This window comes from Burkholderia sp. E168m15 (assembly GCF_016586105.1).
Taxonomy (GTDB): domain Bacteria; phylum Pseudomonadota; class Gammaproteobacteria; order Burkholderiales; family Burkholderiaceae; genus Burkholderia; species Burkholderia orbicola.
The window spans coordinates 23,182-38,668 of the sequence record NZ_BCPO01000062.1 but is presented as its reverse complement, the minus strand read 5'-3'; the positions used below and the strand labels follow the sequence as shown (position 1 = coordinate 38,668).

The following is a 15,487-nucleotide window of genomic DNA, read 5'->3' as shown; positions in this document are numbered from 1 at the left end:
GTCCCCTTCGTCTAGAGGCCTAGGACATCACCCTTTCACGGTGAGTACAGGGGTTCGAATCCCCTAGGGGACGCCAGATTCAGCGGCGTTTCGTAGAAGTGCCGCAGCGTGTGCAGGAACGTGACGAGATCCTGCAGGCGATGGTGCAGAAAGCTGGAGCGGTAGTTCAGTTGGTTAGAATACCGGCCTGTCACGCCGGGGGTCGCGGGTTCGAGCCCCGTCCGCTCCGCCAGAACGAAGCCCGTTCAAAAGCGTTTTTGAACGGGCTTTCTCGTTAAAGATGTAAGCAGTACGTTGTCCCCTTCGTCTAGAGGCCTAGGACATCACCCTTTCACGGTGAGTACAGGGGTTCGAATCCCCTAGGGGACGCCAGATTTCGGCGTCGTTCGAACAAACGACGCGCCGGCAGGAAGTAACCGACGCCTGCCAGGCAAGCAGCAGACTGGAGCGGTAGTTCAGTCGGTTAGAATACCGGCCTGTCACGCCGGGGGTCGCGGGTTCGAGTCCCGTCCGCTCCGCCAAACAAACAACAATGCCCGCCTTGTGCGGGCATTGTTGTTTGTGCGTTCGGTCGTTGTGCCCGCTTGCGGGCACGTGACTGCGGAGCGGAGGAAGCCGCCTGCGTGGCTTCCGGCGGGGCTCGAAGGGCTGCGCTTGCAAGCGCAGCCGCGGCCTGCGGGAGGTAGGCGAGTCCCGTCCGCTCCGCCAGAAAATGAAGAAGCCCGCGTCGTGCGGGCTTTTTCATTTGCATCGCTCGTCCCGCCTTCCGATCACCCCTCACCCCGCGTGCTGCATCGAGCGCCGCGCTCCTACGAGAAATTCGCGATTGCATCCGCACGCGACTGCGCTATCGTGGCGGGATGCGTTTCCGACTCCTGCGCGATGCTCGATCCGACCGACCTGCGACTCCTGTATCAGCTCCGGCCCGCGGAGCCCGGCGATTTTCCGTATGCCGAAGCGTTGACGCACGGCAATATGGGCGGCTACTACAAACGCCATGGGCTCGTCTGGCGCAGCGACCTGTTCTATGCGAGCTGGCGCGAATCCGAGAACTTCATCCTCGAGGCCGACGGCGAGCGCATCGGCGTGCTGCGCGTGACCGAGGAGGGCGATTCGCTGCATATCCGCGACGTGCAGATCGCGGCCGGCCATCGCGGGCAGGGCGCCGGCACCTATATGCTCGAGATGTCGCATCGCTGGGCACGTGCGCGCGGGCTGCACGAACTGCAGTTGCGCGTGTTCGTCGACAACCCTGCCGCGCGCTTGTACCTGCGCATGGGCTACCACGTCACCGGCCCGCGGCTCGCGCAACTCGGCTCGATTCGCCACATGGTGCGGCCGGTCTGAGGGGCCGGCGCGCCGGAGCGCGCAATCAGCGCACCGCGTCGATCGCGCCGTCATCGTCGTCCGGCGTTTCGCTGTCCGCGACACCGCCTTCCGGGCCGCGATGTTCGTAGCCACGGAGCATGAACGCGCGCGGGCTTTCGCCGAAGGCGCGGCGGAACATGGCCGAGAACGCGCTCTGGCTCTGGTAGCCGAGTTCGCGCGCGATATGCGACAGCGGGCGCCCCTGGTTCAGCAGCGGGATCGCCCGGGCGAGCAGCGCCTGCTGGCGCCACTGCGAAAAGCTCACGCCCAGTTCCTGCTTGAAAAGCCGCGATATCGTGCGCGTGCTCGCGCCGACCTCGCTCGCCCAGTGTTCGAGCGACTCCGCATGCGCGGGGTGCGCGAGTACCGATTCGCACAGCAGGCGCAGCCGTTTCTCGTCGGGCATCGGCACCGCGAGCGGTAGCGGCTCGGCCTGACTCAGTTCGTCGAGCACGAGCCCGCACAGCAGGCGCTCCCGCGCGGTGCTCAGATCGCGCGCGTCGAGTGCGACGATCAGTTCGCGCAGCAACCCTGTCACCTCGACGACGCGGCATGCATCGAGCCCGCCCGGCACGATCGACTCGTCGATGTACAGCGTGCGCAAATAGGCCTCTTCGACGATCGTGACCTCGTGCGTCACGTGCGGCGGCACCCAGATCGCGCGAGACGGCGGCACCATCCAGGTCGTGCCGGTCGTCGCGACGCGCAGCACGCCGCGCGACGCGTACGCGAGCTGAGCCCAGGCATGCGTGTGCAGCGGAATGCGGCGGCCGGCATCGACCTGCCGCGCGCGCACGCGCATCGGATGGACGGCGGTCGGCGCGAATTCCGGCGGGATGTCGATGACGTCGTACGGTTTCGATACGTCGGCTGGAGCGGGCGGATTCATGAACGGTTCGGGCAGCGCGGCGGCGATGCCGTTATTTTAGAAGGCGCAGCGCTTGCGCATGCGGCGGTTTTTCCGGCCATCATGCCGGGTTCAAATGAACTTTGTGTGGGCGCTGGCGAATCCGGGGGCGGCTGGCCGCTGCCGCGCGTCGACGGTTCGAACCATCGGGCCGGTATCGGGGTCTATCGATGCGTGCGCCATGTCGCGCCCATCGCGCGCCGAGCGCATGCAAACACGGCAACACACGAATCGAAGAGGAGAACCATGATGCGCCATGTATTCGTCTATGGCACCTTGAGAGCCGGACAGGCCAACGACATCGGCCATGCTGCCGCCCGCCACGGCATCGCCGCGCCGACGCTGCTGGGCGCGGCCGCGCTGCCCGGCGAACTGGTCGATTTCGGCACCTATCCGGGCATGATCCCCGGGGCGGCCGGCAAGTCGCTGGTCTGGGGCGACGTCTACGAGGTCGACGAGCGGCTCGTGCCGGTGCTCGACGAGATCGAGCGCGTTTATCCGGGCGTCGACTCGCTGTTCAAGCCGGAAGAAGCGACGGTCGAACTCGGCGGCCGGCAATACGCCTGCCTGTATTATCCGGTCGCCGCGCACGCGGCAGCCGGGCGTCCGCGCATCGCATCGGGCGACTGGGTCCAGCACCGGCGCGAGCAGGAAGCCGCCTGAGCGTGCCTGCCGGCGGCGGCGGGATTTGCCGCTGTCGAATCCAAAAGAAAAAGCGCCCCGCGGGGCGCTTTTTCATGCGATTGATCCGTCGTCGCACGCGACCGGCGGCACGACGTGGAGCCGGCCGACGATCGCAGCGGACAGCTCGTCAGATTTCCTCGTACAGCGGCAGCGTCAGGAATTCGGTGAAGCCTTCCGACGTCGACATCTGCTCGAAGATCGCCGCGGCGCGCTCGTACGGTTGCGTGTTGCCGCCGACCGCGCGCTTCACGTTGTCCAGTTCGATCTTCGCGAATTCGCGCACGAGTTCGGCCGTGACCTTGCGGCCGTCGTCGAGCACGCCCTTCGGCGAGCGGATCCATTGCCACACCTGCGAGCGGGAAATCTCGGCCGTCGCCGCATCTTCCATCAGGTTGTGGATCGGCACGCAGCCGTTGCCGTCGAGCCACGCGCCGAGATAGTGGATCCCGACGTTGATGTTGTTGCGCAGGCCGGCCTCGGTGATCGGCGCTTCCGGCTGGAAGTCGAGCAGGTTCCTGCCTTCGACCTGCACGTCGTCGCGCTGCTTCGCGATCTGGTTCGGCTTGTCGCCGAGCACCTTGACGAACTCTTCCATCGCGATCGGCACGAGGCCCGGGTGCGCGACCCAGCCGCCGTCGTAGCCGTCGGTCGCGTCGCGCTGCTTGTCCGAGCGCACGCCGCCCATCGCCTTGTCGTTCGCTTCCGGATCGTTCTTGATCGGAATCAGCGCGCTCATCCCGCCGATCGCCGGCGCGTTGCGCTTGTGACAGGTCTTCAGCAGCAGCAGCGCGTACGCACGCATGAACGGCACCGTCATCGTGATCTTCGAACGGTCGGCCAGGCAGAAGTCGCGGTCGTTCTTGAATTTCTTGATCGCCGAGAAGATGTAGTCCCAGCGGCCGGCGTTCAGGCCCGAGCTGTGTTCGCGCAGTTCGTACAGGATCTCGTCCATCTCGAATGCGGCGAGGATCGTCTCGATCAGCACCGTCGCGCGGATCGTGCCGCGCGGCACGCCGACTGCTTCCTGCGCGGCGACGAAGATGTCGTTCCACAGGCGCGCCTCGAGATGGCTTTCCATCTTCGGCAGGTAGAAGTACGGGCCCGAGCCGCGCGCGAGCAGTTCCTTCGCGTTGTGGAACAGGAACAGCGCGAAATCGAAGATGCCGCCGGACACGCGCTGGCCGTCGACCGTCACGTGCTTCTCGTCGAGGTGCCAGCCGCGCGGACGCACGATCAGCGTCGCGACCTTGTCGTTCAGCCGGTACGACTTGCCGTTCTGCTCGAGCGAGATCGTGCGGCGGACCGCGTCCTTCAGGTTGATCTGGCCGTCGATCTGGTTCGTCCAGCTCGGCGCGTTCGAATCCTCGAAGTCCGTCATGTACGAATCGGCGCCCGAGTTCAGCGCGTTGATGATCATCTTGCGCTCGACGGGCCCCGTGATCTCGACGCGGCGGCATTGCAGGTCGACAGGCAGCGGCGCGACCTTCCAGTCGCCTTCGCGGATCGCCTTCGTCTGCGCCAGGAAATCGGGGCGCTCGCCCGCGTCGAGGCGTTTCGTGCGCTCGACGCGCGCCTGCAGCAGCGCCTGGCGGCGCGATTCGAACGTGCGGTGCAGCGCCGCGACGAGCGCCAGCGCGTCGGGCGTCAGGATGGCTTCGTAACCCGGCTTGATTTCGCCGGTGATCGTCATGCCTTGCGGCAGCGTGATCGGGGTGCTCATGAGTCTCATCTCCTTGGTCGGTCAGTTGCGGTTTCGGTGAAGGGGGAAGGCGGCAGCTGCGAGCGTCATGCACCCGGGCCGGGGCGCGTGCGGTTTGCGGGTCTGCCGGACGGAGCCGGGGTGGGTGTGGCGAGGAAGGCGAGCAGGTCGGCCATGCCGGTGCCGGTGCCGTCGGGCGGCGCGCCGAGTTCCTCGGCGGGCGCGCCCGTGCGGTTGAGCCAGAACGTCGTGTAGCCGAACCAGGTGGCGCCGGCGACGTCCCACGCGTTCGACGACACGAACACGATGTCGCGCGGGTTCGCCCCGAACGCGGCGGTGCCGAGCGCGTAGGCGGCCGGGCTCGGTTTGTACGCGCGCACGGTGTCGGCCGACAGCACGCGATCGAACAGGCCGGACATGCCGGCGCTCTTGATCGCGATGTCGAGCATCTGCGGGGTGCCGTTCGACAGGATCGCGAGCGGCGGGCGCGGGTCGAGCGCGCGCAGCTTGCGCAACGCGGGCACCGTATCGGGATAGGTCGACAGGCACGCGTATTCGTCCATCAAGCGCTTCTCGGCCGCGCCGTTCAGCGCGAGCCCGAGCCGGCGCGCGGCGAACCGCAGCGCATCGAGCGTGATGTCCCGGAACGGGCGATAGTGCGAGCCGGCCGGATCGGCGAGCGTGCGCAACTGCGAGTATTCGATCTGCTTGCGTCGCCACAGCTGCGACAACCGTTCCCCGTGCCCGGGAAACATCTGCTCAGCCGCGGCCAGCACGGCACGCACGTCGAACAACGTGCCGAATGCGTCGAAGAGGATGGCGTCGGGAGAGGAGAGTGTCGTTGTGGCCGACATAGCCTTGCGCTCCAGTTTCAGAGGTCGGGTCGATTCTATTCGTGATCGAAGGTGCTAAAAAAGACGCTAAACATCACTTGATCTTTTACTTTCATATACCTAATCTGAGTGACTCACGTTATTTGAAAGGCGGCGATGCCGTCCTTTCGAGAGAGTCATGGACCGGTTCAAGCAGATCGAAACGTTCGCCGCGGTCGCGGCGAAAGGCAGCCTGTCCGCGGCTGCGCATGCGGAAGGCGTCGCGCCGGCGATCATCGGCCGCCGCCTCGACGCGCTCGAGGAGCGGCTCGGCGTGAAGCTGCTGGTACGCACGACGCGCAAGCTCACGCTGACGTTCGAGGGTTCGGCGTTCCTCGAGGATTGCCAGCGCATCATCAACGACATGCAGAACGCGGAAGCGAGCGTGTCCGCCGGTGGTGTCAAGGCGAGCGGGCACCTGCGGATTTCCGCGCCGGCCGGCTTCGGGCGGCGGCACGTCGCGCCGCTCGTGCCTGAATTCAGCGTCGGGCACCCGGATGTGTCCGTCACGCTCGACCTGTCCGACCGGATGGTCGACCTCGTCAACGAGGGGTTCGATTGCGCGGTGCGGCTCGGCGAGCTGCCCGACTCGTCGCTCGTGTCGCTGAAACTCGGCGAGAACCGCCGCGTGTGCGTCGCGTCGCCCGCGTATCTCGCGCGGCGCGGCACGCCGGCCACGCTCGCGGAACTGGCGCGGCACAACTGCCTCGCGCTCGCGGCGAACGCGAACCAGCAGCGCGGCTGGTCGTTCCAGGAGGACGACAAGGTCGTGTCGATCCGCGTGAACGGCACGATGGAATGCTCGGACGGCGCGGTGCTGCACGAGTGGTGCCTCGCAGGCCATGGCCTCGCGTGGCGCTCGTGGTGGGAAGTCGGCGAGGACATCGCGGCCGGCCGGCTCGTTAGCGTGCTCGACGCGTTCGCCGCGCCGCCGATCGGCATCCACGCGGTGTTTCCGCAACGCCGGCATCTGCCGCTGCGCGTGCGCCTGTTTCTCGATTACCTGAAGCACACGTACGAGCGGCCCGGCTATTGGGGCGAGTAGGCGACGCGCGCCCGCGTGTTTCCGATATGAGGGCGAACCCGCTGCCGATTCGGCCGGCGCGATTTCGCACACTACAATCGTAAGAGGCATGTGCGCCGTGTCGCGGCCGGCTCGACCGGCGCCGCGGCGCGTGGCGTGCAATTGACGAAGGAGGGCGCGATGTTCCGGCACATCCTCGTTCCAACCGACGGTTCCGAACTGTCGCAAAAGGCGATCGACGGCGCGATCGACCTGGCTCGTGCGGTCGGCGCGCGCGTGACGGCCTACGCGTGCCTGCCGCAATATCCGTACTCGCCGTTTTCCGAAGTGATCATCGAGCCGCCCGCCGATTTCCGTGCGCGCAGCGAGCGCGAGGCGCGTGCGCATCTCGACGAGGTGGAGGCGGCCGCGAAGGCGGCCGGGGTCGCGTGCGACACGTGGACGAGCGTGCATCCGTCGCCGTATCTCGGCATCATCGAGGCGGCGGAGCGCGGCGGGTGCGACGTGATCTTCATGGCGTCCCACGGACGCCGCGGGCTCGGCAGCCTGTTGATCGGCAGCGAGACGCAGCGCGTGCTGACCCATACGAAAATTCCGGTGATCGTCTATCGGTAGGGCAGCGCCGGCCGTGGCCGGGCGGGCTGCGCCGCGGAAAAGGGCGCGCCGGACGAAGCCGGCGCGCATCGTTGCTGGCGGCCCGCAGGCCGCGCGGCCGGTCGCGCGAAGGGACTCGCGCGCCTGCCGTCTCCTCCCTGATTGTTGTTCCGGTGGCCGATGCCGCGGCGTCGCGAGACGCGGCGGGGATCGGCATCACGCCTGGGCGCGTTACGCGACTTTCTTGCCGTCGAAGAACTGTTCGTCCTCGGTCGAGCCGTGCAGCGCGGTCGTCGATGCTTCGCGCTCGACCGTCTGCGTCACCGCGTCGAAGTAGCCGGTGCCGACCTCGCGCTGATGCTTGACTGCCGTGAAGCCCTTGTCGGCGGCCGCGAACTCGGCCTGCTGCAGTTCGACGAACGCGCTCATCTGCGTGCGGGCATAGCCGTGCGCGAGGTTGAACATCGAGTAGTTCAGCGCATGGAAGCCGGCCAGCGTGATGAACTGGAACTTGTAGCCCATCGCGCCCAGCTCCTTCTGGAACTTCGCGATCGTCGCGTCGTCGAGGTTCTTCTTCCAGTTGAACGACGGCGAGCAGTTGTACGACAGCAGTTTGCCCGGGAACTGCTTGTGGATCGCTTCCGCGAACTTCTTCGCGTACTCGAGATCGGGCTTGCCGGTTTCGCACCAGATCAGGTCGGCGTACGGCGCGTACGCGAGGCCGCGCGAGACCGCCTGTTCGAGGCCCGGCTTCGTGCGGAAGAAGCCTTCCACCGTGCGCTCGCCGGTCAGGAACGGCTTGTCGTTGTCGTCGACGTCGGACGTGATCAGGTCGGCCGCTTCCGCATCGGTGCGGGCCACCAGCACGGTCGGCGTGCCCATCACGTCGGCCGCGAGCCGCGCGGCCGACAGTTTCGCGACGGCTTCGCGCGTCGGTACGAGCACCTTGCCGCCCATGTGGCCGCATTTCTTCACCGATGCGAGCTGGTCCTCGAAGTGAACGCCCGATGCGCCGGCCTCGATCATCGCCTTCATCAGCTCGAACGCGTTGAGCACACCGCCGAAACCGGCTTCCGCATCGGCGACGATCGGCGCGAAGAAGTCGACGTAGCCTTCGTCGCCCGGGTTCTTGCCTTCCGACCACTGGATCTGGTCGGCGCGCGTCAGCGTGTTGTTGATGCGCTTCACGACGAGCGGCACCGAGTTGGCCGGGTACAGCGACTGGTCCGGGTACATTTCGCCCGCGACGTTCGCGTCGCCGGCGACTTGCCAGCCGGACAGGTAGATGGCCTTCAGGCCGGCCTTCACCTGCTGCATCGCCTGGTTGCCGGTCAGCGCGCCGAGTGCGTTGACGAACGGCTCGTTGTTGATGAGGCCCCACAGTTTTTCCGCGCCGCGCTTGGCCAGCGTGTGCTCGATCGGGATCGAGCCGCGCAAGCGGACCACGTCCTCAGCCAAGTAGCTGCGCTTGATGCCCTTCCAGCGCGGATCGGTTTCCCATTGCTGCTGCAGTTCCTGTGCCTGTTGCTGACGCGACATGATGAGCTCCTTGATGCGATGTATGCCTGCCGAATCTGACGGGGATGATGCTGTTCGCGAGGCGGGGAAGCGGTACGTTCCGTTTCGCGAGGTCTTGTATAAGAGTCTAGGCAAATCGGCGGGAGCGAAACAGGGGCTGGCTCGGGAGGCGTGGAATTTTTTAGTTGTTTTTAATCAATGGTTTGATTGCATGATTTCGGGATGAGAAACCCATTTTCCTATCCCGCAATCGTATGGGTTGTGCCGTGCAGCATGATTTTTTACGACGCAAAAAAATTTTCCGCATCGTGAAATTGACGGCGAGGCGAAAAAAAACCGGCGCGGATGCGCCGGTTGGCTGGGATAGGCGGGTAGCCGATCCGCAGGGCGGCCGAGGGCCGCCCGTGTGTGCTTACGATGCCGAGTTGCTGCGGCGCGGGCCGCCGCTGCGCTGGCCGTCGCGACGCGGGCCGCCGTCACGGCTGCCGCCCGGCTTGCCGCTCCAGCCGCCGCCATTGCCGCCGCCGTAGCTGCGGCCATTGCCGTTGCCGCCATGACCGCCGCCCGGCTTGCCGCCGAAACGACGACCGCCGTTACCGCCGCCCGGACGGCCGCGGCCACCGGTGCCGCCGTTACGCGGGGGCGACTTGCGCGGCTCGAAACCTTCGATCACGTTGACCGGCAGCGGCGAGCGCACGAAGCGCTCGATGCGCTTGAGCGCGCCTTGCTCGGCGTGGTGCACGAGGCTCACCGCGATACCCGAACGGCCCGCGCGGCCGGTACGACCGATACGGTGCACGTAGTCTTCCGCGAACTTCGGCAGGTCGTAGTTGAACACGTGCGTGATGCCCGGGATGTCGATGCCGCGTGCCGCGACGTCGGTGGCAACCAGCACGCGCACGCGGCGCTCGCGCAGCGCACGGATCGTGCGGTTGCGCGCGCCCTGCGGCAGGTCGCCGTGCAGCGCGGCCGATTCGAAGCCTGCGTCGGCGAGACGGCCGGCGAGCTGGTCGGCGTCGATCTTGGTCGCCGTGAAGATGATCGCCTGGTCGAGCGCGTCGTCGCGCAGCAGGTGATCGAGCAGGCGATCCTTGTGATCGCGGTCGTCGACGTAATGGACGGTCTGCGCGATGTTCGCGCGCGATTCGAGGCGCTGCTGGATCTCGATCCGTTCCGGATCCTTCAGCAGGCGGCTCGTCAGCGAACCGATCTTGCCGTCGAGCGTGGCCGAGAACAGCATCGTCTGGCGCGATTCCGGCGTGGCGGCGACGATCGTTTCGATGTCTTCGATGAAGCCCATGTCGAGCATGCGGTCGGCTTCGTCGAGCACGAGCATCTTCAGTTCGGACAGGTCGATACGGCCGCGCTCGAGGTGATCGAGCAGCCGGCCCGGCGTGGCAACCAGGATTTCCGGGTTCTTCGCGAGCAGCATCAGCTGCTGGCCGTAGGCGACGCCGCCCAGGATGCTGACCGTGCGCAGGCGCTTCAGGTGCTTGCCGTACGTCGATGCGGCCGTCGTGACTTGCATCGCGAGTTCACGGGTCGGCGTCAGCACGAGCAGGCCCGGGCGCGCGACGGGTTGCGGGCGGCGCACGCGGCGGTCGCCCTGGTTCGGTTCACGCGGCGCGCGCGGTTGCTGCGCCTGGGTCTTCTGGAGCTGCGCGAAACGTTCGATCGCGGGCAGCATGAATGCGGCCGTCTTGCCCGAACCGGTCGGGCTCGACACCAGCAGGTCGCGGCCGGCGATGCCGGCCGGAATCGCGCGCTGCTGGACCGGCGTCGGCTTCACGTAGCCGGCGGCCTGCAGCGCGGAGACGATCTCCGGCGACAACCCGAGCGACGCGAAGCTCGGCTCGTCCGACGCCGGTTCGACCGCGGCCGGTGCGGCGGCGTCGTCGAGACCGAGCGCCTGGTCGGCGATCGCGTTGAGCGGGCTGGAGTTGATGCTCGAAGTCATAACAATCCTTGAAACACAGTGGGTGAAACGTCGGCGCCAATCGCGCATACCCAAGTCGTCGGATTCAGCGAGCAAATCGGGAAACGGGTGCAATCCGCCGAACCGTCGGCGGATGAGGCATTAGAAGCTGTTTTGGGTGCGGCGCGCTTCAGGAGCGGGGCCGCCAGCCTAGTTGACGACCGCAAGGGTCGAAGCAGGAGGGGACAGGTTCTAAACCGGATTGGAGCTTAACGCTACGAGGCGTCGGGCCGGAACGGCTTGCGAGCCGAGCGCGGGAGGTGACGCAGGCCGCATTATAAAGAAATTTGCTGCGCTGCGCCACTGATTTGATTGCCGATTGCGGAAGCGTCGATTCCGTCAGGACGCCGTGCCGTTTTTCAGCGATTCGACGAGTTCGATGTACTGCTGCTTCGCCGCATCCTGCGACGTACCCTTCAGCGCTTCCCAGGCATCGTACTTGTATTTGCCGACGATGTCGGTGAAGCCCGGCTTGTCGCCGTGCGCATCGCCGTCGGTCGCCTGCTTGAAGAGCGCGTACAGGCGCAGCAGGGTCAGGTTGCCCGGCCGTTCCGTCAGTTGCTTGACGTCGATCTGGGCCTGGTCGAATTGGGCGGTGAGTTCGCTCATCGGGTGTCTCCGTAAGGGTTTCAGATCGGCCGATCTTAACAAGCGGGCCGTCGCGCGGGGTCGAGCGATCCTTCCAAACCGCCGCCGGCGCCGCCCGCGCGCACAGATCGGGCCCGATCGCCCGTGGGAGCGGGGCGGCGCATTACAATGTCGGCCATGACGCAAACAGTGCTTCTCGCCATCGATACGTCGACCGAATACTGCTCGGTCGCGCTGCTGCGCTCGGCCTCGGCCGATGACGCCGTTTCCACCCCGCAGACCTGGGTCCGCCACGAGCCGACGGGCGCCGTGTCGAGCACGCGCGTGCTGCCGGCGATCCAGGAACTCTTCGCCGAATCCGGGCTGACGCTCGCCGACTGCGACGCGATCGCATTCGGCGCGGGCCCCGGCTCGTTCACGGGCCTGCGTACCGCGACGGGCATCACCCAGGGCCTCGCGTTCGGGGCCGGGCTGCCGGTCGTGCCGATCGGCACGCTGCTCGCATGCGCCGAGCGCGCGCGGCTGCGCGCGCCCGGCACGACCCGCGTGCTCGCCGCGCTCGACGCGCGGATGGACGAAGCCTACTGGGCGGATTTCGAATGGGACGACGGCGCCGGTGACTGGCGCACGCTGCATCCGGCGTCGCTCGACGCGCCGGGCGCCGTCGGCGTACCCGATGCGCCGTTCACGCTCGCCGGCAATGCGGCCGCGGCGTTCGGCGCGCAGTTGCCGGCCGCCGCGCGGGCGGCCGCGATCGACGGCGAGGCGTTGCCGCATGCGCTGGCGGTCGCGCATGCCGCGCTGCGCGCGTTCCGCGCCGGGCGGGCGGTGCCGGCCGACCAGGCCGCGCCCGAATACGTGCGTGACAAGGTCGCGCAGACCACCGCCGAGCGCATCGCGGCACGGGCCGCGCAGACGGGCGGAGCGAAGGGATGACGGGTGTCCTGCTGAGCGACCGCTATCTGGCGCCGATGACGGACGCCGACCTCGACGAAGTCGTCGCGATCGAGCACGTCGCGTACGAATTCCCGTGGAGCCGCGGCAATTTCGAGGATTCGTTGCGCAACGGCTATCTGGGCGTGTGCCTGCGGCACGTGACGGGGTCGCTCGTCGGCTATTGCGTGCTGATGCCCGTGGTCGACGAGATGCATCTGCTGAACCTGTGCGTCGCGCCGGCCGCGCAGCATGCGGGCGCCGGCCTCGCGCTGCTGCGCGAGGCGGTGCGCATTTCTCGCGCGGAGGGGCTCGACGGCGTGCTGCTCGAAGTGCGGCCGTCCAATCCGCGCGCGATTCATCTGTACGAGCGCTTCGGTTTCGTGACGATCGGCCGGCGCAAGAACTACTATCCGGCGAAGCATCGCAGCCGGGAGGACGCGATCGTGATGCGTCTGACGCTGAACAAGGACGAGGGGGACGCGCATGGCGTGGGGTGAAGCGGCGCTCGAGGAACTGGGCCTCGCGCAGATCTGGGTGCGGCGCGGGCAGCGCGCGGACGAAGGCGCGGCAGCCGACGCGCCTGCCGTCGCGCAAACCGCGGCGCCCGACGACGGTACCGCCGTCGCCGCCGAGCGGCCGGTGCGTGCAGCGTATGCGCCGGCACAGGGCGACAGGCCGACGGCCGTCGCGCGTGGCGCTGCCGATGGTTTGCCGGCTCGCGAGTCGCGGGCGCCGGCGCACGGTGTAGTCGACGGCGATCGCCCGTCCGCGCAGGCTGCATCGATCACATCGCCCGCATCGACCGATACGATGCCGCCGAAGGATGATGCACCGCCGGCGGGAGACGACGATTTCGCGTGGTTCGACGCGGCGCCGCCGGGCGAATCCGTGCCCGTGCCGCTCGCCGAATCGCGCCCCGCCGGCACACCGGTCGCCGTGCTCGACTGGGATGCGCTGGCCGCGCGCGTGGCCGACTGCACGCTGTGCCGTCTGTGCGAGAAGCGGACCAACACCGTGTTCGGCGTCGGTGATCGCGAAGCGGACTGGATGCTGATCGGCGAAGCGCCGGGCGAGAACGAGGACAAGCAGGGCGAGCCGTTCGTCGGTCAGGCCGGCAAGCTGCTCGACAACATGCTGCAGTCGCTGGCGCTCAAGCGTGGCGACAACGTGTACATCGCGAACGTGATCAAGTGCCGCCCGCCCGGCAACCGCAACCCGGAGCCGGACGAGGTCGCGAGCTGCGAGCCGTATCTGCAGCGCCAGGTCGCGCTCGTGAAGCCGAAGCTGATCGTCGCGCTCGGCCGGTTTGCCGCGCAGACGCTGCTGAAGACGGACGCGAGCATCGCGTCGCTGCGCGGCCGCGTGCATGCGTACGAGGGCGTGCCGGTGATCGTCACCTATCACCCGGCATACCTGTTGCGCAGCCTGCAGGACAAGTCGAAGGCGTGGGCCGACCTGTGCCTCGCGCGCGACACGTTCAAGCGTGCGGAAAGCGCCGACACGAACGGCCCGGCCGGGCCATGACGACCGGCGCGGCGTTCGCGTTCGTCGATACGCTGCATGACGCCGCGGTGCGCGATCTGGGCTGGCTGCTCGCCAGCCCGAGCCTGCTCACCGCGGTGCCGGGCGCGCCGCTCGCGCGCCCATGGCCGGATGCAGCGGGCCAAGCGGCCGTCGAAGCGTGGCTCGCCGCGCTCGATGCGCAGCCCGGGCCGCTGCATCGCGCGCTCGACGGGTTTCGGCCGACCCGGCTCGGCCGCTACGCCGAATGCCTGCTCGAGTACTTTCTGACCCACGGGCCGTCGCTGCGGCTCGTCGCGGCCAATCTGCCGCTGCGCAGCAACGGCCGCACGCTCGGCGAAGTCGATTTTCTCGTCGATGCGCCGGACGGCCGGCGCCTGCACTGGGAACTCGCGGTGAAGTGCTATCTATGCGCGCCGGTCCGCGACGGCGCATCGCTTGCCGACTTCGTCGGCCCCAATCTCGTCGACCGGTTCGACCGCAAGCGCAGCCGGCTGCTCGACCACCAGTTGCGGCTCGGCGAACACGATGGCTTTGCCCGGCTCGGCTACGGCGCCCCGGCCGACGCGCAGATGTTCATCAAGGGCTGGCTGTTCCATCCGTACGGCGCGCCGGTGCCGCCGGTGTCCGTCGAAATCGCGCCGGATCATCCGCGCGGTTTCTGGCTGACGCACGGGCAGTGGCCGGCATGGGCGGCCGCGCAGCGTGACGGCGCGGCATGGAGCGTATTGCCGAGACTGGCGTGGCTGGCGCCGCGGCGTGCCGTCGCCGGCGCGGGTATCGAGCCCGAGCCGCTGGCGAGCGCACCGGAGTTGCCGGCCGTGCTGGCGACGCGCCAGACGCCCGACCTGATCGCGATCCATGAAAAGGGGGCTGACGGCACGTGGCGCGAGACGGCGCGCGGTTTCATCGTGCCCGACGACTGGCCGGCGCGCGCGCAGGCGTTCGCGGCGCAGGATCACTGACGCCGCGTCAGCGGCCGCTCACCACCAGCGATGGAAGTGATGGACCGGACCGACGCCGTGACCGACGTCGAGGTGGCCGCTCGCGGCGATCGCGCCGGTCAGGTAGGTTTTTGCCTCGCGTACCGCGCTTTCGAGGTCGGGCTGCTGCGGCAGCAGCGCGGCGATTGCCGACGACAGCGTGCAGCCGGTGCCGTGCGTATTGCTGACCGGCACGCGTGCGCCGTCGAGCCGCACGGTGCGGGTTGCTTCGACGAGCCAGTCGGGGCTCGCGGACGCGTCGGGCAGGTGGCCGCCCTTCATCAGCACCGCGCGTGCGCCCGTCTGCAGCAGGGCCTGGCCTTGCCGCACCATGTCGTCTTCGGTGGTGGCGGGCGCGTCGTTCAGCAGCGCGGCCGCTTCCGGCAGGTTCGGCGTGACGACCGTCGCGAGCGGCAGCAGCGTGTCGCGCAGCGCGTCGACGGCATCGGGCGCGAGCAGCGCGTGCGAACTTTTCGAGATCATCACCGTGTCGAGCACCACGAAGCGCGGCGCGTAACGGCGCAGCGCGTCGGCCACCGCCTGCACGATCGCCGCGTTGGCGAGCATCCCGATCTTGACCGCATCGATGCGGATATCGTCGAACACCGCGTCGAGCTGCGCGGTCACGAACGCGGCGTCCGGCGCATGCACGCCCGTCACGCCGCGCGTGTTCTGCGCGGTCAGCGCGGTGATCACGCTCGCACCATACGCACCGAGCGCGGAAAACGTCTTCAGGTCGGCCTGAATGCCTGCGCCGCCGCCCGAATCGGAGCCGGCGATCGTCAGGAGGTTGGGTATCGGGTGCGTCATGAGGGCAA

General features: G+C 67.8%; 15 protein-coding genes and 4 tRNA genes. 12 read left to right on the top strand and 7 right to left on the bottom strand.

Annotation, left to right across the window (positions count from 1 at the left end):
* From JMF86_RS10145 to JMF86_RS10125, 5 genes are all read left to right on the top strand, one after another.
* Positions 1 to 76, top strand: a tRNA-Glu gene (locus JMF86_RS10145).
* 79 nt (positions 77 to 155) lie between these two features.
* Positions 156 to 232: transfer RNA gene (locus JMF86_RS10140), tRNA-Asp, on the top strand.
* A 64-nt stretch (positions 233 to 296) separates the two neighbouring features.
* Positions 297 to 372 (top strand) — tRNA-Glu (locus JMF86_RS10135).
* 72 nt (positions 373 to 444) lie between these two features.
* Positions 445 to 521: transfer RNA gene (locus tag JMF86_RS10130), tRNA-Asp, on the top strand.
* A 361-nt stretch (positions 522 to 882) separates the two neighbouring features.
* A complete protein-coding gene (locus JMF86_RS10125) occupies positions 883 to 1,347 on the top strand; it encodes a GNAT family N-acetyltransferase (RefSeq protein ID WP_011549510.1) in 465 nt (154 codons plus the stop codon).
* 25 nt (positions 1,348 to 1,372) lie between these two features.
* On the opposite strand, the gene JMF86_RS10120 is transcribed toward JMF86_RS10125, so the two are convergent.
* A complete protein-coding gene (locus JMF86_RS10120; RefSeq protein ID WP_200093632.1) occupies positions 1,373 to 2,257 on the bottom strand; it encodes a helix-turn-helix domain-containing protein in 885 nt (294 codons plus the stop codon).
* Between the two features lie 267 nt (positions 2,258 to 2,524).
* On the opposite strand from JMF86_RS10120, the gene JMF86_RS10115 reads away from it, so the two are divergent.
* Positions 2,525 to 2,938 (top strand): gamma-glutamylcyclotransferase, encoded by a 414-nt coding sequence (locus JMF86_RS10115; protein WP_011549512.1) that lies wholly within the window; start codon positions 2,525 to 2,527, stop codon positions 2,936 to 2,938.
* A gap of 148 nt (positions 2,939 to 3,086) precedes the next feature.
* Here JMF86_RS10115 and aceB read toward each other — a convergent pair whose 3' ends face one another.
* Both aceB and JMF86_RS10105 read right to left on the bottom strand, forming a co-directional pair.
* Complete coding sequence (gene aceB / locus JMF86_RS10110; protein WP_124478143.1) at positions 3,087 to 4,679, bottom strand: malate synthase A; 1,593 nt, start codon at positions 4,677 to 4,679, stop codon at positions 3,087 to 3,089.
* Positions 4,680 to 4,744: 65 nt separating this feature from the next.
* Entirely contained in the window at positions 4,745 to 5,512 is a 768-nt protein-coding gene (locus JMF86_RS10105; RefSeq protein WP_201316982.1) for a haloacid dehalogenase type II, read from the bottom strand.
* Positions 5,513 to 5,669: 157 nt separating this feature from the next.
* Between JMF86_RS10105 and JMF86_RS10100 the strand changes: the two genes are divergently transcribed.
* Together JMF86_RS10100 and JMF86_RS10095 are read left to right on the top strand one after the other, a co-directional pair.
* Positions 5,670 to 6,575 (top strand): LysR family transcriptional regulator, encoded by a 906-nt coding sequence (locus JMF86_RS10100; protein ID WP_053525366.1) that lies wholly within the window; start codon positions 5,670 to 5,672, stop codon positions 6,573 to 6,575.
* Positions 6,576 to 6,734: 159 nt separating this feature from the next.
* Entirely contained in the window at positions 6,735 to 7,169 is a 435-nt protein-coding gene (locus tag JMF86_RS10095; RefSeq protein WP_011549516.1) for a universal stress protein, read from the top strand.
* A gap of 210 nt (positions 7,170 to 7,379) precedes the next feature.
* On the opposite strand, the gene aceA is transcribed toward JMF86_RS10095, so the two are convergent.
* The 3 genes from aceA to JMF86_RS10080 form a co-directional block, all read right to left on the bottom strand.
* Complete coding sequence (aceA, locus tag JMF86_RS10090) at positions 7,380 to 8,687, bottom strand: isocitrate lyase (RefSeq protein ID WP_011549517.1); 1,308 nt, start codon at positions 8,685 to 8,687, stop codon at positions 7,380 to 7,382.
* A 391-nt stretch (positions 8,688 to 9,078) separates the two neighbouring features.
* On the bottom strand, positions 9,079 to 10,623 hold the full coding sequence (locus JMF86_RS10085; RefSeq protein ID WP_034174526.1) for a DEAD/DEAH box helicase: 1,545 nt from the start codon (positions 10,621 to 10,623) through the stop codon (positions 9,079 to 9,081).
* A gap of 357 nt (positions 10,624 to 10,980) precedes the next feature.
* The gene (locus JMF86_RS10080) at positions 10,981 to 11,250 is read right to left on the bottom strand and encodes an acyl-CoA-binding protein (protein WP_006478462.1); all 270 of its coding nucleotides are present in this window, start codon (positions 11,248 to 11,250) and stop codon (positions 10,981 to 10,983) included.
* Positions 11,251 to 11,397: 147 nt separating this feature from the next.
* Here JMF86_RS10080 and tsaB point away from each other — a divergent pair, with 147 nt between their 5' ends.
* The 4 genes from tsaB to JMF86_RS10060 are packed head-to-tail and all read left to right on the top strand — an operon-like array spanning position 11,398 to position 14,651.
* A complete protein-coding gene (gene tsaB / locus JMF86_RS10075; RefSeq protein ID WP_201316981.1) occupies positions 11,398 to 12,165 on the top strand; it encodes a tRNA (adenosine(37)-N6)-threonylcarbamoyltransferase complex dimerization subunit type 1 TsaB in 768 nt (255 codons plus the stop codon).
* Positions 12,162 to 12,662 carry a ribosomal protein S18-alanine N-acetyltransferase gene (gene rimI / locus JMF86_RS10070; RefSeq protein ID WP_006478464.1) on the top strand — a complete coding sequence of 167 codons (501 nt, stop codon included), beginning with the start codon at positions 12,162 to 12,164 and terminating at the stop codon, positions 12,660 to 12,662. Before tsaB ends, rimI begins: the two co-directional genes overlap by 4 nt.
* Complete coding sequence (locus JMF86_RS10065) at positions 12,649 to 13,689, top strand: uracil-DNA glycosylase (RefSeq protein WP_201316980.1); 1,041 nt, start codon at positions 12,649 to 12,651, stop codon at positions 13,687 to 13,689. The genes rimI and JMF86_RS10065 overlap by 14 nt, the downstream gene beginning before the upstream one ends.
* Positions 13,686 to 14,651, top strand: a complete 966-nt coding sequence (locus JMF86_RS10060) for a DUF1853 family protein (RefSeq protein ID WP_125380616.1) — start codon at positions 13,686 to 13,688, stop codon at positions 14,649 to 14,651. The genes JMF86_RS10065 and JMF86_RS10060 overlap by 4 nt, the downstream gene beginning before the upstream one ends.
* A gap of 18 nt (positions 14,652 to 14,669) precedes the next feature.
* Here JMF86_RS10060 and thiD read toward each other — a convergent pair whose 3' ends face one another.
* A complete protein-coding gene (gene thiD / locus JMF86_RS10055; protein ID WP_125380617.1) occupies positions 14,670 to 15,479 on the bottom strand; it encodes a bifunctional hydroxymethylpyrimidine kinase/phosphomethylpyrimidine kinase in 810 nt (269 codons plus the stop codon).
* Between the last annotated feature and the right edge of the window lie 8 nt (positions 15,480 to 15,487).